Origin of the sequence: Bordetella ansorpii (assembly GCF_900078705.1) — a bacterium.
GTDB classification, from domain to species: Bacteria; Pseudomonadota; Gammaproteobacteria; order Burkholderiales; family Burkholderiaceae_B; genus Bordetella; species Bordetella ansorpii_A.
In genome coordinates this window covers 968758-989741 of the sequence record NZ_FKIF01000002.1, presented here as the reverse complement: position 1 = coordinate 989741, position 20984 = coordinate 968758, and the positions used below count along the sequence as shown (strand labels likewise).

20 protein-coding genes are annotated in these 20984 nt (G+C 68.6%); 10 read left to right on the top strand and 10 right to left on the bottom strand.

Going from position 1 to position 20984, the window contains the following annotated elements; all coding sequences use genetic code 11:
- The first annotated feature begins 34 nt into the window (after nucleotides 1–34).
- From A6745_RS08115 to A6745_RS29680, 5 genes are all read left to right on the top strand, one after another.
- Nucleotides 35–709, top strand: coding sequence for a GntR family transcriptional regulator (locus A6745_RS08115; protein WP_066125515.1), 675 nt, complete (start codon nucleotides 35–37; stop codon nucleotides 707–709).
- 267 nt (nucleotides 710–976) lie between these two features.
- Complete coding sequence (locus A6745_RS08110) at nucleotides 977–1852, top strand: phytanoyl-CoA dioxygenase family protein (protein ID WP_066125513.1); 876 nt, start codon at nucleotides 977–979, stop codon at nucleotides 1850–1852.
- Nucleotides 1849–3186: an NAD(P)H-dependent oxidoreductase gene (locus tag A6745_RS08105; protein WP_066125511.1), complete on the top strand. Its 1338-nt coding sequence runs from the start codon at nucleotides 1849–1851 to the stop codon at nucleotides 3184–3186. The genes A6745_RS08110 and A6745_RS08105 overlap by 4 nt, the downstream gene beginning before the upstream one ends.
- A 105-nt stretch (nucleotides 3187–3291) precedes the next feature.
- The gene (locus tag A6745_RS27745) at nucleotides 3292–3537 is read left to right on the top strand and encodes a ribbon-helix-helix domain-containing protein (protein ID WP_082852948.1); all 246 of its coding nucleotides are present in this window, start codon (nucleotides 3292–3294) and stop codon (nucleotides 3535–3537) included.
- A complete protein-coding gene (locus tag A6745_RS29680) occupies nucleotides 3465–3629 on the top strand; it encodes a type II toxin-antitoxin system RelE/ParE family toxin (RefSeq protein WP_082852947.1) in 165 nt (54 codons plus the stop codon). Before A6745_RS27745 ends, A6745_RS29680 begins: the two co-directional genes overlap by 73 nt.
- A gap of 114 nt (nucleotides 3630–3743) precedes the next feature.
- Here the strand turns inward: A6745_RS29680 and A6745_RS08100 are convergent, their stop codons facing one another.
- Nucleotides 3744–4625: a LysR family transcriptional regulator gene (locus A6745_RS08100; protein WP_066125509.1), complete on the bottom strand. Its 882-nt coding sequence runs from the start codon at nucleotides 4623–4625 to the stop codon at nucleotides 3744–3746.
- Nucleotides 4626–4728: 103 nt separating this feature from the next.
- Here A6745_RS08100 and A6745_RS08095 point away from each other — a divergent pair, with 103 nt between their 5' ends.
- Complete coding sequence (locus tag A6745_RS08095; RefSeq protein ID WP_066125507.1) at nucleotides 4729–5901, top strand: MFS transporter; 1173 nt, start codon at nucleotides 4729–4731, stop codon at nucleotides 5899–5901.
- 33 nt (nucleotides 5902–5934) lie between these two features.
- Here the strand turns inward: A6745_RS08095 and A6745_RS08090 are convergent, their stop codons facing one another.
- The 3 genes from A6745_RS08090 to A6745_RS08080 all read right to left on the bottom strand — a co-directional run bounded on the left by A6745_RS08090 (nucleotide 5935) and on the right by A6745_RS08080 (nucleotide 9118).
- Nucleotides 5935–6930: a tripartite tricarboxylate transporter substrate binding protein gene (locus A6745_RS08090; RefSeq protein WP_066125505.1), complete on the bottom strand. Its 996-nt coding sequence runs from the start codon at nucleotides 6928–6930 to the stop codon at nucleotides 5935–5937.
- Between the two features lie 38 nt (nucleotides 6931–6968).
- Nucleotides 6969–7997, bottom strand: coding sequence for a hydroxyacid dehydrogenase (locus A6745_RS08085; RefSeq protein WP_066125503.1), 1029 nt, complete (start codon nucleotides 7995–7997; stop codon nucleotides 6969–6971).
- 221 nt (nucleotides 7998–8218) lie between these two features.
- On the bottom strand, nucleotides 8219–9118 hold the full coding sequence (locus A6745_RS08080; protein ID WP_066125502.1) for a LysR family transcriptional regulator: 900 nt from the start codon (nucleotides 9116–9118) through the stop codon (nucleotides 8219–8221).
- 134 nt (nucleotides 9119–9252) lie between these two features.
- Here A6745_RS08080 and A6745_RS08075 point away from each other — a divergent pair, with 134 nt between their 5' ends.
- Entirely contained in the window at nucleotides 9253–10416 is a 1164-nt protein-coding gene (locus A6745_RS08075; RefSeq protein ID WP_066125500.1) for an alpha-hydroxy acid oxidase, read from the top strand.
- A 43-nt stretch (nucleotides 10417–10459) separates the two neighbouring features.
- Here A6745_RS08075 and A6745_RS08070 read toward each other — a convergent pair whose 3' ends face one another.
- The gene (locus A6745_RS08070; RefSeq protein WP_066125498.1) at nucleotides 10460–11071 is read right to left on the bottom strand and encodes a TetR/AcrR family transcriptional regulator; all 612 of its coding nucleotides are present in this window, start codon (nucleotides 11069–11071) and stop codon (nucleotides 10460–10462) included.
- A gap of 146 nt (nucleotides 11072–11217) precedes the next feature.
- Between A6745_RS08070 and A6745_RS08065 the strand changes: the two genes are divergently transcribed.
- On the top strand, nucleotides 11218–11973 hold the full coding sequence (locus A6745_RS08065; RefSeq protein ID WP_066125496.1) for an SDR family NAD(P)-dependent oxidoreductase: 756 nt from the start codon (nucleotides 11218–11220) through the stop codon (nucleotides 11971–11973).
- Nucleotides 11974–12117: 144 nt separating this feature from the next.
- On the opposite strand, the gene ilvD is transcribed toward A6745_RS08065, so the two are convergent.
- Entirely contained in the window at nucleotides 12118–13977 is a 1860-nt protein-coding gene (gene ilvD / locus A6745_RS08060; protein ID WP_066125494.1) for a dihydroxy-acid dehydratase, read from the bottom strand.
- A gap of 203 nt (nucleotides 13978–14180) precedes the next feature.
- Between ilvD and A6745_RS08055 the strand changes: the two genes are divergently transcribed.
- Complete coding sequence (locus tag A6745_RS08055) at nucleotides 14181–14735, top strand: GNAT family N-acetyltransferase (RefSeq protein ID WP_066125492.1); 555 nt, start codon at nucleotides 14181–14183, stop codon at nucleotides 14733–14735.
- Between the two features lie 12 nt (nucleotides 14736–14747).
- Here the strand turns inward: A6745_RS08055 and queC are convergent, their stop codons facing one another.
- Complete coding sequence (queC, locus tag A6745_RS08050; protein WP_231885934.1) at nucleotides 14748–15488, bottom strand: 7-cyano-7-deazaguanine synthase QueC; 741 nt, start codon at nucleotides 15486–15488, stop codon at nucleotides 14748–14750.
- Between the two features lie 122 nt (nucleotides 15489–15610).
- Between queC and ppc the strand changes: the two genes are divergently transcribed.
- Nucleotides 15611–18463 (top strand): phosphoenolpyruvate carboxylase, encoded by a 2853-nt coding sequence (gene ppc, locus A6745_RS08045; protein WP_066125488.1) that lies wholly within the window; start codon nucleotides 15611–15613, stop codon nucleotides 18461–18463.
- Between the two features lie 13 nt (nucleotides 18464–18476).
- On the opposite strand, the gene A6745_RS08040 is transcribed toward ppc, so the two are convergent.
- Genes A6745_RS08040 through A6745_RS08030 form a run of 3 tightly spaced genes read right to left on the bottom strand, consistent with a single transcriptional unit; the run spans nucleotide 18477 to nucleotide 20980 of the window.
- Nucleotides 18477–19523, bottom strand: coding sequence for a threonine aldolase family protein (locus tag A6745_RS08040; protein WP_066125486.1), 1047 nt, complete (start codon nucleotides 19521–19523; stop codon nucleotides 18477–18479).
- A 7-nt stretch (nucleotides 19524–19530) separates the two neighbouring features.
- The gene (locus tag A6745_RS08035) at nucleotides 19531–20265 is read right to left on the bottom strand and encodes an amino acid ABC transporter ATP-binding protein (RefSeq protein WP_066125484.1); all 735 of its coding nucleotides are present in this window, start codon (nucleotides 20263–20265) and stop codon (nucleotides 19531–19533) included.
- A 25-nt stretch (nucleotides 20266–20290) separates the two neighbouring features.
- A complete protein-coding gene (locus A6745_RS08030; protein WP_066125480.1) occupies nucleotides 20291–20980 on the bottom strand; it encodes an amino acid ABC transporter permease in 690 nt (229 codons plus the stop codon).
- Nucleotides 20981–20984 lie beyond the last annotated feature (4 nt).

The following is a 20984-nucleotide window of genomic DNA, read 5'->3' as shown; positions in this document are numbered from 1 at the left end:
TATTCTGAATACAGAAACCGGCCGAAGGACCGCCATGCTGAAACCTCTGCCCGCACCGGGAGACCTGGTGCAAACCGTCTATCTCGAACTGCGGGAAGCCGTCATCGGCGGCTCGCTGGCGCCTGGGTCGCGCCTGGGCCAGGAGGACCTGGCGGCGCGTTTCGGCATCTCGCGGCAACCCGTGCTGCAGGCCCTGGCGCAGCTGGAGCGCGACGGCCTTGCCGTGCGCGCCGATGGGCGCGGCACCTTGCAGGTGGCCCCGCTCGATCCACAGGTGGTGCACGAGTTCTATCAGCTTCGCGCCGAGATCGATGCGCTGGCCGCGCGGCTGGCCGCCGAACGCATCCACGCGGGCGTGGCCGAGCCGCTGCCGGATTCGCTGGTCGAGCGGGGCCTGGCGGCCTTGCGGCGCGCGCGCATGCCGGCGCTGATCGCGGCCGATACCCAACTGCACCGCGCCATCTACGAAGCCTCGGGCAACCGCCTGCTGGCCGCGCTGATGGAGCCGCAATGGGGCCACCTGGAACGCGTGATGTCGGCCGTGCTGAAGCCTGCGGCGGTGCGCGCCGGGCTGTGGGATGAACACGCCGCCATCGTGGCGGCCATCAATGCCGGCGACGCCGGTCTCGCGGCGACGCTGGCCCGCCATCATGCCATCCGTGCCGCGGAAGGCCTGCTGCCCAGACTGGCGCAGCGCGCGGCGGCGTGATGGACACGCAACGAGACCGCCGCCGCGTCCCCACAAGGATGGCGCCGCGGCAGCACCACTGAACACGCAACACTGACTTCCACACGGCATCGGGTCGCAGCGCATCGCGGCAAGACCACCGCAGTTCCCATCAAGCGGCATCCGGCCGTACAGCACCGCGACATCGCAGCTTTGCAGTTCCCCGCAGCAGACAGCATCCCATCTGCCGGCCCCTGTGCCGGCGCTTTCAGAAGCCGGCGCCAGCCGGCCTGTCATACGGAGACGACGATGCAACTGAGCCAAGCGCAACTCGAACAGTTCGACCGGGACGGATTCCTGTTCTTTCCCGCCCTGTTTTCCCCCGAGGAAATCGCCAGGCTGACCGACGAGGTGCCCCGCCTGTACGCCCAGGACCGCCCCGAGAATGTGCGGGAGAAACACGGCGGCGCGGTGCGCACCAACTTCGCCGCGCACCTGTACAGCGGGCCCTTCGCGCGGCTGGCGCGCCATCCGCGCATGGTGCGGCCGGTCGAGCAGTTGTTCGGCGAACAGGTCTACATGCACCAGTTCAAGATCAACGGCAAGAACGCCTTCGACGGCGACGTGTGGCAATGGCACCAGGACTACGGCACCTGGCTGAACGACGACCTGATGCCCACGCCGCGCGCCATGAACGTGGCGATCTTCCTGGACGAGGTCAACGAGTTCAATGGCCCGCTGATGTTCATTCCCGGCAGCCACCGCATGGGCGTGCTGGAGGCCGGCCACGACCTGACCACCACCAGCTATCCGCTGTGGACCATCAACAACGACAATATCCGCACGCTGGTCGACAAGGCCGGCGGGCGCGACGGCGGCATCGTCGCGCCCAAGGGGCCGGCGGGGTCGATGCTGCTGTTCCATTCGTGTCTGGTGCACGCGTCCACGTCGAATCTCAGCCCGTGGAACCGCGTCAGCGTCTACCTGAGCCTGTGCGCGGTCTCGAACCACATCCGCCGGCACAAGCGCGTGGAATGGATCGCGCACCGTGATTTCGCGCCCATCGAATGCCTGCCGGACGACTGCCTGCGAAAGGACTATCCTGTGGAACTGCCCTGGCAGCACGGCACGCCCCCGGCGGCCGCGCGCACATCGTTGGAACCCCTCGAGGAGGCCGTTCAATGAATCTGCACCGCATGCTCAAGCAGCGCGAAGCCGACGACAAGCCGCTGCGCGTGGCCCTGATCGGCGCCGGCAAGTTCGGATCGATGTTTCTCAGCCAGGCGCAGCGCACGCCCGGCATCCGGCTGGTGGCCGTGGCCGACCTGGCCCCCGACCGCGCGCGCGCCGCGCTGACCAAGGTGGGCTGGCCCGCCGCCGCGCTGAACGCGGGCAGCATCCACGAGGCCGTGAAGTCCCGCAAGGTGTATTTCAGCGACGATGCGCTGTCGGTCATTGCCGATCCCGGCGTCGAGATCGTCATCGACGCCACCGGCCAGCCGGCCGCCGGCATCCGCCACGTGCTGGCCTGCTGCGAGCATGGCAAGCACATCATCATGGTCAACGTGGAAGCCGATGCCCTGGCCGGGCCGTTGCTGGCCAAGCGCGCGCGCGAAGCGGGCATCGTGTATTCGCTGGCCTACGGCGACCAGCCCGCGCTGATCTGCGAGATGGTCGACTGGGCCCGCACCAGCGGCTTCGAGGTCGTGGCCGCCGGCAAGGGCACCAAGTACCTGCCCGAGTTCCATACGTCCACGCCCGACACCGTATGGCCGTACTACGGCTTCACCGACGAAATGGTGGCCGCGGGCGACTTCAACGCGCAGATGTTCAACAGCTTCCTGGACGGCACCAAGAGCGCCATCGAGATGGCCGCGGTATCCAACGCCACCGGCCTGGCGCCCTCGCCCACCGGCCTGCATTTCCCGCCTTGCGGCGTGGACGACCTGGCGCGCGTGCTGCGGCCGCGCGAGGACGGCGGCATCCTGCATCATCGCGGCCAGGTCGAGGTGATCTCGTCGCTGGAACGCGACGGACGCCCGGTGTTCCGCGATTTGCGCTGGGGCGTGTACGTCACGCTGGCCGGCGACAGCGACTACGTGCGGCGCTGCTTCAACGAGTACGGCCTGGTCACCGACCCCAGCGGCAACTACACGGCCATGTACAAGCCCTATCACCTGATCGGACTGGAACTGGGCATCAGCGTGGCCAGCGTCGGATTGCGGCGCGAGCCCACTGGCTCGCCGGCCGGCTGGCACGGCGACGTCGTCGCCACCGCCAAGCGCAACCTGCAGGCCGGACAGATGCTGGACGGCGAAGGCGGCTATACGGTGTACGGGCAGTTGGTGCCGGCGCGCGTGTCGGTGGCGGATGGCTATCTGCCGCTGGGACTGGCGCACAAGGTGCAGTTGAAGCGCGCCGTGAAGGAAGGCCAGGCCGTGCGCTGGGAGGACGTCGAGTTCGACGACGACGCGATGGCGGTGCGGTTCAGGCGGGAGATGGAGCAGACGTTCGGGTGAACGGCCAAGGGAGGCGCCCGGTGGAGATCGGGCGCCCCCCCCTTTCAGTCGGCGGCGAGAAATCAGTATGGTGAAGTATGAATCCTCTTATCGAGAGGATGGCGCATGTCCACGACTCTGGAACGCCTGACCATCACCATGCCCCCTGAAATGGCCGCCAGCATCAAACAGACCGTGGATGAAGGAGACTATGCCTCGACCAGTGAAGTTGTCCGAGAAGCGGTGCGCGAATGGAAAATTCGCCGCGAGTTGATGTTGAATGAGCTGACCGCGATCTACTGGAGATCTGGTCGTACATTGCACGCGCATCATCCGAATCGGTCGCCAGCAAGTTCATCCGAAAGTTGCTGACCACCTGTGAACGGCTGACCGCATTTCCGTCGGCGCACCCCGAAAGACCTCTGCTCGGCCCAGGAGTACGAGTCGTATTCCATGGGGCATAGCCATTTGCCACCAACCAACCGAGACCGCGGTCATCATCCCGCGGGGACTGCGCGGCGCGCGCGATCTGGCCTCGATCGCGCATCAAGACGGGTTCAATCGCTGAGTCCCGGCCGCTAGATCCGTTCCGACAGAAAATCCAGGAAGCACGCAATGCGCCGCGCCAACTGCGTGTTCCGGTAATACACCGCATGCAGCGGCTGCCGGTACCCGTTGTCGGCCGAATCCAGCACCTTCACCAGGCGCCCCGCCTCCAGATCCGCGCGCGTCATGAACGCTGACAGGCAGGCGATGCCCAGCCCCGCCAGCGCCAGCCCACGGATGGTCTCGCCGCTGGAGGCCGCCATGTCCGGCACGATGGGATAGGTGTTGCCGCCCTCGTGCCGCACCGGCCAGTTGTTCAGCGACTCGGGCTGCGTGAAGCCGATCTTCATGTGCTGGGCCAGCGCGGCCACGTTGCGCGGGCGGCCATGCTTCTCGATATAGGCAGGGCTGGCCACCAGGTACAGCCGCGACGGACGGAACGGCCGCGCATGCAGCGATGAATCCACCAGCGGGCCGGCACGGATCGCCAGGTCGGTGCGGTGCTCGACCAGATCGACGATGCGGTCGTTGCTGGTCAGCTCCAGCTGGATGGCGGGATAGCGCTCATGGAAAGCGGCCACGTGCGGCACGATGCAATGCAGGATCACCGGCGCCGAGGCATCCACGCGCAGCTTGCCCGCCGGCTGCTGGTGGCGGATGCGCATGCACTCCTCGGCCTCGTCCAGCGCGCCCACGATGCCGCGCGCCCTCTGCTGGAACTGCAGGCCTTCCTCGGTCAGCTCCATGCGGCGCGTGGTGCGCGTCAGCAGCGTCACGCCCAGTTGCTCCTCCAGCCGCGCCAGCGCCCGGCTGACGCCCGAGGCCGTCTGTCCCAGGGACTCGGCCGCCGCGCTCATGCTGCCGGAGTCGACCACCGCCAGAAAAACCCGCAAGGCATCCGAATTGAGCGCCATCTTTGCCTCCAGAACACAAGTCCTGTGATTTTAGAGTGCTTTTTCTCAAAGATTCCGCGGCGCACAATGCCGGGCATTCGATCCCTTACCTGGAGTCTTGATCATGCCCGTCGCGCTTTGGGCGCTTGCCGTGGGGGCCTTCGGCATCGGCACCACGGAATTCGTCATCATGGGGCTGCTGCCCCAGGTCGGGGCCAGCCTCGACGTCACCCTGTCCAGCGCCGGCCTGCTGGTGACCGGCTACGCCCTGGGCGTCACCGTGGGCGCGCCGCCCGTGGCGATCCTGACCACCCACCTGCCGCGCAAGACGCTGCTGCTGGCGCTGATGGTGATCTTCATCGCAGGCAACCTGGCGTGTGCGCTGGCGCCCGACTACGGCTGGCTGATGGGCGCGCGCGTGCTGACCTCGCTGGCGCATGGCGCCTTCTTCGGCGTGGGATCGGTGGTCGCCACCAGCCTGGTGCGCGCCGACAAGCAAGCCTCGGCCATCGCCTTGATGTTCACCGGCCTGACGCTGGCCAACGTGCTGGGCGTGCCCTTCGGCACCTGGCTGGGCCAGGCCTGGGGCTGGCGCTCGACGTTCTGGGCCGTGACGGCCATCGGCGTGGCGGCCTTCATCGCCATCGCCGCCCTGGTGCCGGCCAGCCGCGGCACGCATCGAGGCAATCTGCGGGGCGAACTGCGCGCGCTGGCCCGCCCGCAGGTGATGCTGGGCTTCCTGATGACCGTGCTGGGCTTCGGCGGCGTGTTCACGGCCTTCACCTACATCTCGCCGCTGCTGACCCAACTGACGGGCTTCCCGGAAAGCGCGGTCTCGCCCATCCTGCTGCTGTTCGGCGTGGGCCTGGTGGCCGGCAACACCTTCGGCGGCCGCATGGCGGACCGGCGCCTGATGCCGACGCTGGTGGGCAGCCTGGCCATCCTGGCCGTGGTGCTGGTGCTGTTCGCCTTCACCGTGCACGACAGGATACTGGCCGTCATCACCGTCGGCGTGCTGGGCGCGGCCGCGTTCGCCACCGTGCCCCCGCTGCAGATGCGCGTGCTGGAGCAGGCCGGCGGCGCCCCCAACCTGGCCTCGGCCTTCAACATCGCCGCGTTCAACCTGGGCAACGCCATCGGCGCCTGGCTGGGCGGCCTGACCATCGATCATGGCCCGGGACTGGGCAGCACCCCGCTGGTGGCCGCGGCGGTCACGGCCAGCGGCTTGCTGGTGGCGATCCTTAGCTGGCGCCTGGACCGCAGGAACAAGACTGCGCCGGCCATGGCCGCGATGTAATCCCCGCGATGGCGGATGCGCCGCCATCCCCAATCACTTGTCGATCCAGGGCGACTGCTTCCACTGCGCGCGGAACTCGGCCTCGCCCTGCTCCAGCACCCGGGCGTAATCGGCGGGCGCCAGGTAGCGCAGCGGCGCGAACAACTCGCGGGCCTTGGCCTGGAACCCGGGATCGTCGTAGGTCTTCTTCACGGCATCCACCAGCTTGGTGCGCACTGCGTCGGGCAGTCCCTTGGGCGCGGCCAGGCCGCGCAACGAGGACAACTCGAAGTCGTAGCCCTGCTCCTTGAAAGTCGGCACGTCGGGCAGCGCCGGCGAGCGCGTCCTGGACATCTGGCCCAGGATGCGCAGCGGCGTGCCGCCCTTCTGGTACTGCAGCGCCTCGCCGATGTTGATGGCACCCACCATGATCTCGCCGCTGGCCATTGCGCTGCGCACCTCGCCCGCGCCCTTGTACGGCACGTGGTTCAGCCTGGTGCCCGAGGCGGCCTGGAAGCGCAGCATCGCCAGGTGGTCGTCCGACCCCGTGCCCGTGGTGCCCACGGTGACGGCGCCCGGATGCTTCTTCGCATACTCGGCCAGGTCCGCCAGCGTCTTGATGGGACTGTCTTCCCGCACCGTGAACGAATCCGGATCGTCGATCAGGTTGCCGATCAGGTCGAAGCTGCGCCACGTGAAATTGGCCGATCGCTCGATGGGAATGGTCAGCATGTTGGGCGTATTGATGAACCCGATGGTGTAGCCATCGGGCGTGGCGCGCGCGATTTCGCCAAAGCCGATGGCGCCGCCCGCGCCCGGGCGGTTCAGCACCACGATGCGCGCGTCGTTGCCCAGGTACTTCTGCAGGAACGGCGCCATCATGCGGGCGACCAGATCGGTGCCGCCGCCGGGACCGTACGACACGATCATGTTGATGGGATGCGACGGATAGTCCGCGGCCATGCCGGCGGCGGGCAGCGCGGCGGCGGCGCAGAACAGCGCGGCGCCGGCAAGCCGGCCCAGAGTGCGGCGCTTGTGGGATTGCTGCATGGTGGTTGTCTCCTGATGCGGCGTTTTGCCGCGTATCGTTATGCCAGCCGGGCGATGCGCTCCAGCGCGGCCGGCCAGGCCTGCGGGTTGACGAGATTCGGCGGACGCTGGCCGGCCAGCATGGCCAGCAACTGCTCGGCCGCGGACCGCGCCACGTTGCGGCGGGCCTCGTGCGTGACGCCCGCCGTGTGATAGGTGCCCACGACATTGGGCAATTGCAGCAGGGGCGCGTCGTTGCCAGGCGGCTCCTGCTTCCAGACGTCCAGGCCCGCGCCGGCCAGATGGCCGCTTTGCAGGGCGTCGTACAGCGCGGCCTCGTCGTGCACGCCGCCGCGCGCGGTGGTGATGAAGACCGAGCCCGGTTTCATGCGGGCGAAGGCGGCTGCGTCCATCATGCCGCGCGTCTCGGCGCTCAGCGGGCAATGCAGCGACACGATGTCCGACTGCGCCAGCAGGTCGTCCAGGGAGACCGGCTCGGCGCCCAGCGCGCGCAGGCTTTCCGGCGGCAGATAGGGGTCGTGGGCCAGCACGCGCATGCCGAAGCCCTGCGCGATGCGCGCCGCCCGGGAACCGATCTGGCCCAGTCCGACGAGGCCGATGATGTTGCCGCGGATCTGGTGGCCCATCAGGTGCTCGCGCGTGAAGCCGCTGTCGTGGCGCAGGCGCTGATGCGATTCGACGATGCGGCGGCGCACGGCCAGCAGCAGCGCGTAGGTATGTTCCGCCACCGAGTCGGCATTGCCTCCCGCCTGGTTCACCACCGCGATGCCGGCGGCCGTGCATGCCGCCACGTCCACCGTGTCATAGCCGGCCCCGGTGGTGGCCACGCAGACCAACTCGGGGCATTGCGCGATCAGCTCGGCCGTGACGAACCCGCTGGACGGCAGTTCGTCCTTGGCGGCGGTCACCAGATAGCCGTGCGCGCGGCGCAAGGCATCCCGCGCAGCGGGATCGCCGTCGCGCGCGGGCGCCACGGTCAGCGCGACATTCGCGTGTTCGGCGATCAGCTTGTCGAAAATGGGGTCCAGCCACAGATCGAGGCGGACCAGGCGTTTTGCGGACGTCATGCGTTTCCTTCGTACCCATCCCCGGATCGGCGCCGCCCTCGCGGCAGGGCCCGGACGTGCCCATGCCACGCGGGCAAGCCGGCATCACGCGGGAACGGGCGTCTCCAGCCGGAATGATTGTTGTAGGCAACCACTCTATCTCCGCCAAAGATTTCGATAAAGCGAATTATTTTCCAGTTCGAATTTCGCTTTTTCGAAATAGCGCGCATGCTGCACTGCCATCACATCAGGCAGCACGGCGCATGGAAGTCGATGCAGCGCTGCGCCAGGTCGCGCATGCAGGCCAGCAACGGCCGGGTGTCGTCGCGGCGCCACTGGATGGTGTAGCTGAGCGGCTGCGGGGCCGGGAACTGCTCCAGGAACGCCAGTTCGCCGCGTTCGACCAGCACGCGTGCCCAGGCCGTGGGCAGGATGCCGATGCCCAGTCCCTCGCGCAGCATGCCGGCCACCGCGCCCCAGCCATTGCAGCGCAGATTGCGGCCCGGCGACACGCCTTGCGCGGTCATCCAGTCGTCCACGATGCGGATCACGCCCGAACTGTTGGGCAAGGCCACCAGCGTATGGTCGCGCAGCGCGGCGGGCGGCAGCCAACGCGCGTCGCGCGCGGCCCCGGGACTGGCGACCCATTCGAACTCGGCCTGTCCGATCAGCACGGAGGTGATCGACGCCCGCGTGGACGGCCCGCCGATGATGCCGAAATCCAGCTCGCCATCCTCCAGGCCCAGCTCGACCTCTTCGCCCACGCCGACGCGCGGCTCGACCAACAGGTTGGGGTACTCGCGGCGGATATCGGCGATCAGCCGCGGCATCCACGTCATGGAACTGAGCTCGCCCACGCCGAAGCGGCAGCGGCCCGCCAGCGGCACGCTGTCGGCCGCGCGTTGCAGGAAGTCATCGGCCGAACGCAGCAGGTCCCGCGCATGCGGCAGCAATTGTTCACCCAGCGGCGTCAGGATGGCATTGCGCGCGCTGCGGCTGAACAGCTCGGAGCCGATCACGCTTTCCAGTTCGGCCAGCCGCTTGGACAGCGACGACACCGAGATGTTGAGCCGGCTGGCCGCGATGGCGAAGCTGCGGCACGTGGCCGCCCAGTAGAAGGCTTCGAGTTGCTTGAGAGTCATGGCGCGGCATACAGTGAATAAAAGCGAAGTGTTTTATATCAATAAACTCGCTTTATTCCAAAGGACCCGCACTCCTATCATCTGCCGATGCGGCCGGCACCGCCGCGCATTTCCCGTCCAAGAAAAACGAGACCATGTCCTCTTCCTTGCGCCACATTCTTAACCTGCAGGATTTCGAGGCAGCGGCCGCGCGCGTGCTGCCCAAGCCGATCTACGCCTATGTGTCCGGCGCGGTGGAGGACGGACTGTCGGCGCGCGCCAACCGCGATGCCTTCGCGCAATATGCGCTCGTGCCGGACGTCCTGGTCGACGTGTCCCGGCGCAGCACCGCCGCCACCGTGATGGGCCATGCCTATGCCGCGCCGGTCGGCATCGCCCCCATGGGCATCTCGGCCCTGTCCAGCTATCGCGGCGACATCGTGCTGGCGCGCGCCGCGGACGACGCCGGCATCCCCTGCATCATGAGCGGCTCGTCGCTGATCCGCCTGGAAGACGTGATGGAAGCCGCGCCGCGCACGTGGTTCCAGGCCTACCTGCCGGGCGACGAGGCGCAGATCCGCGCCCTGATCGATCGCGTGGCCGATGCCGGCGTGCAGACGCTGGTGCTGACGGTGGACACGCCCGTGGCGGCCAACCGCGAGAACAACCTGCGCGCCGGTTTCTCCACGCCGCTGCGCCCCAACCTGTCGCTGGCATGGCAGGGGATCACGCATCCGCGGTGGCTGTTCGGCACTTTCCTGCGCACGCTGTTCAAGCACGGCATGCCGCACTTCGAGAACAACTACGCCACGCGCGGCGCACCCATCGTGTCGCCCAACGTGCAGCGCGATTTCTCCGACCGCGGCCACCTGAACTGGACGCACGTCGAAGCGATCCGCAGACGCTGGCAGGGCCGCATGATCATCAAGGGCATCCTGAATCCCCGTGACGCGGCGCTGGCGCGCCAGAAAGGCATGGACGGCGTCATCGTGTCCAACCATGGCGGACGGCAACTGGACGGCACGGCAGCGCCCCTGCAGATGCTGCCGGCCATCGTGGATGCCGCGCCGGGCCTGGAGATCATGCTGGACAGCGGCGTGCGGCGCGGCACCGACGTGCTCAAGGCCCTGGCGCTGGGCGCGAAGTGCGTGTTCGTGGGGCGGCCCTTCAACTATGCCGCGGCGGTGGCCGGGCCGGCGGGCGTGGCGCACGCCATCCGGCTGATCGTGGAGGAAGTGAAGCGCGACATGGGCCTGCTGGGCGTGGTGTCCACCGAAGGCATCCTGCCTGCCCACCTGGTGCGCGCCGACGCGCGATAGCGGCCTTCGCCACGGACATTTCCGGACGTTGCCCGCCGCGCGTTCAGGCCGCTTCCTCCGGCGCGGCGCGGTGCCCGGAAGGCCAGGTGGATAGCGCCTGCGCGACGACCGCCTCCAGCATCTCGCGGCTGTAGCCGGCCTTGGCCTGCACCGCGATGCCATGCACCACGGCGCACACGTAGGCGGCCAGCGCGGCGCAATTGGCCGTCTCGGGCAGATCCCCCTCCCGCCGCGCGCGCTCGAAGCGTTCACGCAACGAGGCCTCCCCGTCCGCCCGCGCGTCGATCAGGGCCTGGCGGATGGGTTCGGATTCGTCCGAGACCGCCAGCGCACCATTGATGCCCAGGCATCCGGTGTGGTCGGGATAGCGGGTGTTCAATTCGACCGCGCCGCGCATGATGTGGGCCGCGACGTCCCGTGACGTGGGCTGCAGCAGCGCCGCCGGGAAGAAATCCAGATAGCGCTCGGAGTAGCGGGCCAGCGCCAGGCGGAACAGCGCTTCCTTGTTGCCGAACGCCGAATACAGCGCGGGCCGCTCGACCCCGGTTGCCTGTGTCAGGTCGGTATAGGACGCGCCCTCGTAGCCTTTGCGCCAGAACACGCAAAGCGCCGCGTCCAGGGCCTGATCCACGTCGAACTCACGATGACGTCCCATCAGATCGCCTCTTTTTTCATAACGATCGATATTAAACCTCCTTGACAGCGGCTGTCTAATTCCATACCGTTCGTTATCATAACGATTGTTATGAATAAACGAACGCGCGGGACGCTTCTGTCCCGCCTTGAAAGGGAAGGCTTTTCATGGACAAGACATTGGCAGGCAAGGTGGCGCTGGTGACCGGCGGGTCGCGTGGATTGGGCGCGGCGACGGCACTGGCCCTGGCGGAGCGGGGCGCGGACGTGGCGATCAGCTACGCCGCCTCGGCCGAGAAGGCGCAGGCGGTCGCGGAGGCGCTGCGGGCCAAGGGCGTGCGCGCGGCGGCCATCCAGAGCGACCAGGAAGATCCGTCGGCCGCCAGGCCGCTGATCGACGCGGTCATCGCCCAGTTCGGCAAGCTGGACATCCTGGTGAACAACGCGGCGATCGCCGTACAGGGCAAGGCCACCGACGACCCCGGACTGGACACCGATGGCCTGGACCGCCAATGGCGCATCAACGTGCTGGGCGTGGTGGCCACGACCCGCGCCGCCGCGCAGCGGATCTCGGATGACGGACGCATCGTCTTCATCGGCTCGGGCCTGGGCAGCCGGGTTCCCTTCCCCGGCGTGGCGGACTATGCCGGCACGAAGGCGGCGATCGTGGGTTATGCGAAGGGCGTCGGGCGCGACCTGGGCCCGCGCCGCATCACGGTGAACGTGGTGCAGCCCGGCATCATGCCCACCGACATGGCGGCGGCCGTGGCCGGCAACCTGCCGGACGCGATCATGGACCTGCACGCGATCCGCCGCATCGCCACCGTCGAAGAAGTCGCGGCGGCGGTGTGCTTCCTGGCGGGGCCGGACACCGGCTACATCACGGGCGGCGTGCTGGACGTGAGCGGCGGCTTCCATATCTGACGGCCAGCCGCCCTGGCGCCTCGATGCAGGCGAAGGCTGGCCGGCCCGCACGGCAACCGAGCACGCATGAAAAACCCGGCGCCAGGGCCGGGTTCTTCTGCTCCGGTCAGGCGCCGCTCTCGGCGCCTGTGGATAAGCGCGAACTCAGCGCTTGAGCTGCGACAGGTCGCGCACGGCGCCGCGGTCGGCCGAGGTGGCCAGCGCGGCGTAGGCCTGCAGCGCCAGCGAGACCGTGCGTTCGCGGTCGACCGGCTGCCAGGCCTTGTCGCCGCGCGCCTCCATGGCGGCGCGGCGGCGCGCCAGTTCGGCGTCGTCCACGGCCAGGTGCATGCGGCGATTGGGGATGTCGATCTCGATGATGTCGCCGTCTTCCACCAGGCCGACCGTGCCGCCCTCGGCGGCTTCCGGCGAGGCGTGGCCGATCACCAGGCCCGACGAACCGCCCGAGAAGCGGCCGTCGGTGAACAGCGCGCAGGTCTTGCCCAGGCCCTTGGACTTCAGGTAGGACGTGGGATACAGCATTTCCTGCATGCCGGGGCCGCCCTTGGGGCCTTCGTAGCGGATGATAACGACGTCGCCCGCCACGATCCGGTCGCCCAGGATGCCTTCGACGGCGTCTTCCTGGCTTTCGAACACGCGGGCGCGGCCCGTGAAGACCCACTGCGATTCATCGACGCCAGCCGTCTTGACGATGCAGCCCTTCTCGGCCAGGTTGCCGTACAGCACGGCCAGGCCGCCGTCCTGCGAATAGGCGTGTTCCTTGCTGCGGATGCAGCCGGTCTTGCGGTCGGCATCCAGCGTCAGGAAGGTGGCTTCCTGGCTGAACGCCACGGTGGTGGGAATGCCGCCGGGGGCCGCGCGGTAGAACTTCTGCGCGGCTTCGCCGGCGCCGCCCGCGATGTCCCATTGCGCGATGGCGTTGCCCAGCGTGCCGCTGTGCACGTTGCCGCAGGACAGGTCCAGCAGGTCGGCGCGGCCCAGTTCACCCAGGATGCCCAGGATGCCGCCCGCGCGGTGCACGTCTTCGATGTGGTACTTGTCGGTGGCCGGCGCGGCCTTGCACAGGCAGGGCGTGCGGCGCGAGATGCGGTCGATGTCGGCCATGGTGAAGTCGACGCCGGCTTCTTGCGCAGCGGCCAGCAGGTGCAGCACGGTGTTGGTCGAGCCGCCCATCGCCACGTCCAGCGTCATGGCGTTCTCGAACGCGCTCTTGGTGGCGATGGCGCGCGGCAGCACCGAGGCGTCTTCCTGCTCGTAGTAGCGGCGGCACAGGTCGACGACCAGGCGGCCGGCCTGCTCGAACAGACCGCGGCGCCACGCGTGCGTGGCGACGATGGTGCCGTTGCCCGGCAGGGCCAGGCCGATGGCTTCGGTCAGGCAGTTCATCGAGTTGGCGGTGAACATGCCCGAACAGGAACCGCACGTGGGGCAGGCGCTGCGCTCGACCTCTTCGGCCTCTGCGTCGGACACCTTGGGATCGGCCGCCTTGATCATGGCGTCGATCAGGTCGATCTTGGCGATGACCTTGCCGTCGGTGGGCGACAGGATCTTGCCGGCTTCCATCGGGCCGCCGGACACGAACACGCAGGGGATGTTCAGGCGCATGGCGGCCATCAGCATGCCCGGGGTGATCTTGTCGCAGTTCGAGATGCAGACCATGGCGTCGGCGCAGTGCGCGTTGACCATGTACTCGACCGAGTCGGCGATCAATTCGCGCGAGGGCAGCGAGTACAGCATGCCGCCGTGGCCCATGGCGATGCCGTCGTCCACGGCGATGGTGTTGAATTCTTTCGCGACGCCGCCGGCGCCCTCGATCTGCCTGGCGACCAGCGCGCCCAGGTCGCGCAGGTGCACGTGGCCCGGCACGAACTGGGTGAACGAGTTCACCACCGCGATGATGGGCTTGCCGAAATCGCCGTCCTTCATGCCGGTGGCGCGCCACAGGGCACGTGCGCCGGCCATGTTGCGGCCGTGGGTGGAAGTGCGGGAACGGTAGTGCGGCATGGCGGTGGCTCTCTGGCGGGCGGGGTCGATTCCGAAGAGGAAATTCGGCAAAACTCCAGATAATACGCCGTTCCGCGGAGATGCACGGAAGCACGGGGCCGCAGACGCGGCCGGGCCCGGGCCGGATACAAGGGGAACGCGCGCTTCCCCTATCGCTGCCGCACAGGCAAACTGGCGCTCTTTCGCCGCCCCCCGTTTCCAACATGAGCCCGATCGATTCCCCGTCCATCCAGCTTCGCGATGCCACTGAAGCAGACATCGCCAGCATCCAGCAGATCTACGCGCACCACGTCCTGCATGGCACGGCGTCGTTCGAGCTGGATCCTCCCACGGTCGACCAGATGCGCGAACGCCGCGCCGATATCGCCACGCGCGGCATGCCCTTCCTGGTCGCGGAGATAGACGGCGTGGTGCGGGGCTACGCATACGTCACGGCCTACCGGCCACGGCCAGCCTATCGCCATACCGTCGAAGACTCGGTGTACGTGGAGCACGGGTGGAATGGCCGCGGCATCGGCAACCTGCTGCTGGCGATGCTGATCGAACGCTGCCGGGCGGCTGGCTGGCGCCAGATGCTGGCGGTGGTGGGCGACAGCCGCAATGGAGGATCACTGGCGCTGCATGCGCGAAACGGGTTCCATCCCGTCGGCACGCTGCGCTCGGTGGGATTCAAACACGGGGAATGGCGCGATACGGTGCTGATGCAGCGCGAGTTGGGCGACGCAGACCGCACGCCACCGGACACGGCCGCGCGCTGAGCCCGCCGCGGCTCAGACCGCCGCGTACTGTCCCGCCTTCCAGCGCAGCCATCCCGCCGCGCGCAGTTCGCACGCGGGGCACGTGCCGCAGCCATAACCCCAATCATGGCGCGCGCCCCGCTCGCCCAGATAACACGTGTGGCTGTGCTCGACGATCAGGTCGACCAGCGCCAGCCCGCCCAGGGCGCGCGCCAGGTCCCAGGTCTGCGCCTTGTCGCGCCACATCAGCGGCGTCTCGATGGTGACGCGCGATCCCAGCCCGAGGCTGAGCGCCACCTGCTGCGCCTTGATGGTGTCGTCGCGGCAGTCGGGATAGCCCGAGAAATCGGTCTCGCACATGCCGCCCACCAGCACGTCCAGCTGGCGGCGGTAACCCAGGGCGGCGGCCAGCGTCAGGAACAGCAGGTTGCGGCCGGGCACGAAGGTATTGGGCAGGCCGTTTTCCTGCATCTCGATCTGGCGATCGGAGGTCAGCGCCGTGTCGCCCACCTGGCCCAGCACGGACAGGTCCAGCAGATGGTCTTCGCCCAGCCTGGCCGTCCATTGCGGATACCCGGCACGCAGCTCGCGCAGCACGTTCAGCCGCGCGTCGAGCTCGATGCGATGACGCTGGCCATAGTCGAACGCCACGGTTTCGACGTGGGCATAGCGGTCCAGGGCCCAGGCCAGGCAGGTGGTGGAATCCTGGCCGCCGGAAAACAGGACCAGGGCGCGGCGCGTATCCGGCGTGGGGGCAAGCATGGGGGTAGACATGCCGGCACTTTAACCCAGGCCGGCCGGCCCGGCTGCGTACAATGCCCGCATCGCAAATCGAGCATCAGCGCAGCACACCGAACCGCTTTCTCCCCTCCCTTCTTCAGACGGATCCGTAGCCCATGAAAGTCGTACGTCCGCAGTCCGATTCCGCAGAGAACTCTCGCCACACCATACGCCTGCTGGGGCGAATGCTGGGCGAGGTGATCGAGGCCACAGAAGGGGAACGGGTGTTCGACACCATCGAGACGCTGCGGCGCACCGCGGTGCGATTTCGCCGCGAGGGCCGGACGGAAGACAGCAAGGTGCTGGAGCAGCGCGTCAAGCGCCTGCGCGGCAACGATCCCAATGCAGTGGCCCGCGCCTTCAGCTATTTCCTGCATCTGGCCAACATCGCCGAAGACCGGGACCAGAACCGCGCGCAGCGCGAACAGTTGCTGGCCAGCGCCGAACCGCCGCGCGGCAGCCTGCGCGATGCCCTGGCGCGCCTGAAGGCGCAGGGCGTGGGCCCGGCCCGCGTGCGCCGCCTGCTGGCCGATGCCTGCGTGATGCCGGTGCTGACGGCGCACCCCACAGAAGTCCAGCGCAAGAGCACGCTGGACGCGCACCGCGAGATCGCCGCGCTGGTGGCGCAGCGCGAACAGCCGCAGACGGAAGAAGAGCGCGCCGAACTGGACCTGGCCCTGCTGGGCCGCGTGGCCACGCTGTGGCAGACACGCATGCTGCGCTACACGCGCCTCACCGTGGCCGACGAGATCGAGAACGCGCTGTCGTACTACCGCAGCACGTTTCTGTCGGTCGTGCCGCGGCTGTACACCGACCTGGGCAAGCTGCTGCATCCCGACGGCACGCAGCGCCCCTTCGCCGCGCCGGCCGAGCCGCTGCAACCTTTCCTGCGCATGGGCAGCTGGATCGGCGGCGACCGCGACGGCAATCCCAACGTCGACGCCGGCACGCTGGAGCGCGCGCTGCTGCGCCAGGCCACGGTGCTGTTCGAGCACTATCTGCAGGAGGTGCACACGCTGGGCGCCGAGCTGTCGATCACCACGCTGCTGATCGGCGTGGAGCCCGCGCTGCGCCAACTGGCCGATTCCGGCGGCGACGATTCGCCGCACCGCCGCGACGAACCCTACCGCCGCGCGCTGGTCGGCATCTATGCGCGCCTGGCCGCCACGGCACGGCAACTGACCGGACAGGACCTGGCGCGCCGTTCCACCTACCCCGCCGAGCCCTACGCCGCGCCACAGGACTTCGCCGCCGACCTGGCCCTGATCGCCACCTCGTTGTCCGAGCACCACGGCGCCCCCATCGCTCGCCTGCGCCTGACCGGCCTGCGCCAGGCCATCGAGGTGTTCGGCTTCCATCTGGCCACGGTCGACCTGCGCCAGAGTTCGGACGTGCACGAGCGCGCGCTGGCCGAGCTGTTCACGCGGGCGGGCGCGCACTGGCGCGGCGTGCCGGTGGACTATGCCGCGCTGGACGAGAACGAACGCGTGGCGCTGCTGCGCGCCGAGCTGGCCCATGCCCGCCCGCTGTCCTCGCCCTGGCTGCACTACAGCGACGAGACCGCGCGCGAACTGGCCATCCTGCGCGCCGCCGCCGCGGCCCGCGCGCGTTACGGCAAGCAAGCCGTGCGCCAGACCATCGTGTCGCACACCGAGACGCTGAGCGACCTGCTGGAAGTGCTGGTGCTGCAGAAGGAAGCCGGCCTGATCGCCGCCGCCGGCGAACCGCTGGCCGAAGGCGATGGCCTGATGGTGGTGCCCCTGTTCGAAACCATTCCCGACCTGCAGCGCGGTCCGGGCATCATGGCCGAATGGCTGGCCATCCCCGAGGTGCGCCAGCGCGTGAAGCTGGCGCAGGCCGACGTGCAGGAGGTGATGCTGGGTTATTCGGACAGCAACAAGGACGGCGGTTTCCTCACGTCGAACTGGTCGCTGTACCAGGCCGAACGCGCGCTGGTGGACGTGTTCAGCCGGGCCGGCGTGCGGCTGCGCCTGTTCCACGGCCGTGGCGGCTCGGTGGGCCGTGGCGGCGGCTCCAGCTTCGACGCCATCCTGGCACAGCCGCCGGGCACGGTGGCCGGCCAGTTGCGCCTGACCGAGCAGGGCGAAGTCATCCAGAGCAAGTACAAGGACGCCGAAGTGGGCCGCTGGCACCTGGAGCTGCTGGTGGCCGCCACGCTGGAGTCCTCGCTGGCGCCGCGCGCCGAGGCCGCCAGCGCGGAAGACGCCCACATGGCCGAGCACGGCGCGGCCATGGACTTCCTGTCCGAGCATGCGCAGCGCACCTACCGCAAGCTGGTGTACGACACCCCGGGATTCACCGACTATTTCTTCGCCGCCACGCCGGTCAGCGAGATCGCGGGGCTGAACATCGGCTCACGCCCGGCCTCGCGCAAGCAGGGACAGCGTATCGAAGACCTGCGCGCCATTCCGTGGGGCTTCTCGTGGGCGCAATGCCGGCTGATGCTGACGGGCTGGTACGGCGTGGGGTCGGCCATGGAAGCCTATCTGGAGAACGGCGCGCGCGGCGGCCCGCGCACGCGCCGCGCGCGCCTGGATCAATTGCGCGAGATGGCCGAACACTGGCCCGCGCTGCGCACGCTGCTGTCCAACATGGAAATGGTGCTGGCCAAGTCCGACCTGTCCATCGCCGCGCGCTACGCGCAGCTGGTGCCCAGGCGCGGCGTGCGCGAGCGCATCTTCGGCCAGATCCGGGACGAGCATGGCCGCACCGTGGCCATGCTGAAGCAACTGACGCAGCGCGACCTGCTGGCCGACAATCCGGCCCTGCAGGCGTCGCTGCGCGAACGCTTCGCCTACATCGACCCGCTGAACTACCTGCAGGTCGAACTGATCAAGCGCCATCGCGCCCTGCAGGAGAAAGGCGCCGAGGAGCCGGACCCGCGCATCCAGAGCGCCATCCACCTGACCATCAACGGCATCGCGGCGGGCTTGCGCAACTCGGGCTGACGTCCAGGGCGGCTCAGGCCGCCAGCGACTGCAGCACCTGGCCGAAGGCCTGCACGGCGCGGTCGATCGCCGCGTCGTCGATGTGCCGGTGGGTGACGCAACGCAGGCGCGTGGCTCCCCACGGCCGCGTGCGCAGGCCGGCCTGCTCCAGCGCGGCCACCCAGAACTCGCTGCCGCGCCCGGTGGCCGACACGTCGACCTGCACGATGTTGGTCTGCGGGTCGCTGGGCGTCAGTGGCGCGAACTGGCGCAATCCCTGGCTCAAGCGCCGCGCGCGCGCATGGTCCTCTCCCAGGCGCGCCACCATGTTCTGCACGCCCTCCAGCCCGGCTGCGGCCATGATGCCGGCCTGCCGCTGCGTGCCGCCCAGCATGCGGCGCAGGCTGCGCGCGCGCGCGATCAAGGCCCGATCGCCCGCCAGCACCGCGCCCACCGGCGCGCTCAGGCCCTTGGACAGGCACAGCGACACCGTATCGGCATGGCATGCGACGTCGGCAGGCGCCACGCCCAATGCCACGGCCGCATTGCACAGCCGCGCGCCGTCCAGGTGCACGGCGGCGCCGGCCTGCGCGGCCAGGGCATGGGCATCGCGCATGTGGTCCAGCGGCAGCACCGTGCCGCCCGCGTTGTTGTGCGAGGTCTCCAGCGCCACCAGCGTGGTGCGCAGCCTGTGGCCGGAGGCTTTCAGCGTGTCCCGCAGCAGATTCAGGTCCATGGCGCCGGCCGTCCCGCGCAGGCCGAGGTAGAAAACGCCGGTGAACGTGGCCGCGCCGCGCTCCGAGGTGTACATGTGCGCCTCGCCCTCCAGCGCCACCTGCTCGGTGCGCCGGGCCTGCGCCAGCACGGCCAGCAGATTGGCCATGGTGCAGCTGGGCACGAACAGGCCCGCCTCCTTGCCCAGCATGGCGGCCGTCTCGGCTTCCAGCTGCCGTACGCTGGGATCGCCGTCCAGGCCATCGTCGCCGACGGGGGCGGACTGCATGCGCGCGTACATCCCGGGCGTAGGCCGGGTCACCGTGTCGCTGCGCAGGTCCACGGAAGTTTCCAGAATATCGGGCATGGTGTGCTCAGTGCTGCAGAATTTTCGAGAGGAACTGGCGGGCTCGCGGCGTGCGTGCCTCGGGGTCGCCGAAGAAGGTCTGCTTCTCGCAGTCCTCGACGATGCGGCCGCCGTCCATGAAGATGACGCGATCGGCCACGCGCCGCGCGAAGCCCATCTCATGGGTCACCACCATCATGGTCATGCCCTCGCGCGCCAGGTCCGTCATCACGTCCAGCACCTCGTTGACCATTTCGGGGTCCAGCGCCGAGGTCGGCTCGTCGAACAGCATGACGACGGGGTCCATCGACAGCGCGCGGGCAATGGCCACGCGCTGCTGCTGGCCGCCCGACAACGCGCCGGGATGCTTGTCCTTGTGCGCCAGCAGGCCCACGCGATCCAGCAGCGCATGGGCGCGCGCCCGTGCCTCGTCGCGCGGGCGGCCCAGCACCTTCATCTGGCCCAGGCACAGGTTGTCGGTGACCGACAGGTGCGGGAACAGCTCGAAGTGCTGGAACACCATGCCCGCCACGGCGCGCAGCTTGGGCAGGTTGGTGCGCGGGTCGCCCACGGAAATGCCGTTGACGTGGATCTCGCCCCCCTGGAAGGGCTCCAGCGCATTCACCGTCTTGATCAGGGTGGACTTGCCCGAGCCCGACGGTCCGCACACCACCACGACCTCGCCCTTGGCCACCGTCGTGGTGCAGTTGTCCAGCACCTGGAAGTCGCCGTACCACTTGCTGACCTGTTTGATCTCAATCATGCCGATACACTCGCGTAAATAAGGTCTAGCGCACGACGCGCGCCCGCCGCTCCAGCCGCTTGACCACGCGGGAGGCGCAGAAGCAGATCACGAAATACACCACCGCCACGAACAGGTAGAGCTCCACCAGGCGTCCGTCGCGCTGGCCCACCTTGGCGGCCGCGCCCAGGAAGTCCGTCAGCGACAGCACGTACACCAGCGAGGTGTCCTGGAACAGGATGATCACGCGCGTCAGCAGCGCGGGCACCATGTTGCGCACGGCCTGCGGCAGCACCACGTAGCGCATCGACTGCCCCGGCGTCAGGCCCAGGGCCAGGCTGGCCGAGACCTGTCCGCGCGAGATGGACTGGATGCCGGCGCGCATGATCTCGCAGAAGTACGCGGCCTCGAACAGCGTGAACGTGATGACCGCCGAACGGAACGCCCCCACCTGGATGGGCCGCGACGCCCCCGTCAGCCATGCGCCGATGTACGGCATCAGGAAGTAGAACCAGAAGATCACCAGCAGCAGCGGCACCGAACGCATGACGTTCACGTAGAGGCCCGCCGGCACCGACAGCCAGCGGTGGCGCGACAGCCGCATCATCGCCAGCAGCGTGCCCAGCGCCAGGCCCATGACCGCGGCCAGCACGGTCAGCGTCAGCGTGAAGGACATGCCGGTCTGAAGCAGATAGGGCGCCGCGTCCGCGATGGCCCCGAAATCGAAATTACCCACGTTG

What these genes read in the sequence shown, in the direction of transcription:
- A6745_RS08055 (WP_066125492.1), top strand. Translation starts at nt 14,181, where the DNA reads ATGAGCCCGATCGATTCCCCGTCCATCCAGCTTCGCGATGCCACTGAA.
- A6745_RS08080 (WP_066125502.1), bottom strand. Translation starts at nt 9,118, where the DNA reads ATGACTCTCAAGCAACTCGAAGCCTTCTACTGGGCGGCCACGTGCCGC.
- A6745_RS08075 (WP_066125500.1), top strand. Translation starts at nt 9,253, where the DNA reads ATGTCCTCTTCCTTGCGCCACATTCTTAACCTGCAGGATTTCGAGGCA.
- A6745_RS08115 (WP_066125515.1), top strand. Translation starts at nt 35, where the DNA reads ATGCTGAAACCTCTGCCCGCACCGGGAGACCTGGTGCAAACCGTCTAT.
- A6745_RS08095 (WP_066125507.1), top strand. Translation starts at nt 4,729, where the DNA reads ATGCCCGTCGCGCTTTGGGCGCTTGCCGTGGGGGCCTTCGGCATCGGC.
- A6745_RS08035 (WP_066125484.1), bottom strand. Translation starts at nt 20,265, where the DNA reads ATGATTGAGATCAAACAGGTCAGCAAGTGGTACGGCGACTTCCAGGTG.
- A6745_RS27745 (WP_082852948.1), top strand. Translation starts at nt 3,292, where the DNA reads ATGTCCACGACTCTGGAACGCCTGACCATCACCATGCCCCCTGAAATG.
- A6745_RS08040 (WP_066125486.1), bottom strand. Translation starts at nt 19,523, where the DNA reads ATGCCCGATATTCTGGAAACTTCCGTGGACCTGCGCAGCGACACGGTG.
- A6745_RS08110 (WP_066125513.1), top strand. Translation starts at nt 977, where the DNA reads ATGCAACTGAGCCAAGCGCAACTCGAACAGTTCGACCGGGACGGATTC.
- queC (WP_231885934.1), bottom strand. Translation starts at nt 15,488, where the DNA reads ATGTCTACCCCCATGCTTGCCCCCACGCCGGATACGCGCCGCGCCCTG.
- A6745_RS08085 (WP_066125503.1), bottom strand. Translation starts at nt 7,997, where the DNA reads ATGACGTCCGCAAAACGCCTGGTCCGCCTCGATCTGTGGCTGGACCCC.
- ilvD (WP_066125494.1), bottom strand. Translation starts at nt 13,977, where the DNA reads ATGCCGCACTACCGTTCCCGCACTTCCACCCACGGCCGCAACATGGCC.
- A6745_RS08090 (WP_066125505.1), bottom strand. Translation starts at nt 6,930, where the DNA reads ATGCAGCAATCCCACAAGCGCCGCACTCTGGGCCGGCTTGCCGGCGCC.
- A6745_RS08070 (WP_066125498.1), bottom strand. Translation starts at nt 11,071, where the DNA reads ATGGGACGTCATCGTGAGTTCGACGTGGATCAGGCCCTGGACGCGGCG.
- A6745_RS08100 (WP_066125509.1), bottom strand. Translation starts at nt 4,625, where the DNA reads ATGGCGCTCAATTCGGATGCCTTGCGGGTTTTTCTGGCGGTGGTCGAC.
- ppc (WP_066125488.1), top strand. Translation starts at nt 15,611, where the DNA reads ATGAAAGTCGTACGTCCGCAGTCCGATTCCGCAGAGAACTCTCGCCAC.
- A6745_RS08105 (WP_066125511.1), top strand. Translation starts at nt 1,849, where the DNA reads ATGAATCTGCACCGCATGCTCAAGCAGCGCGAAGCCGACGACAAGCCG.
- A6745_RS08065 (WP_066125496.1), top strand. Translation starts at nt 11,218, where the DNA reads ATGGACAAGACATTGGCAGGCAAGGTGGCGCTGGTGACCGGCGGGTCG.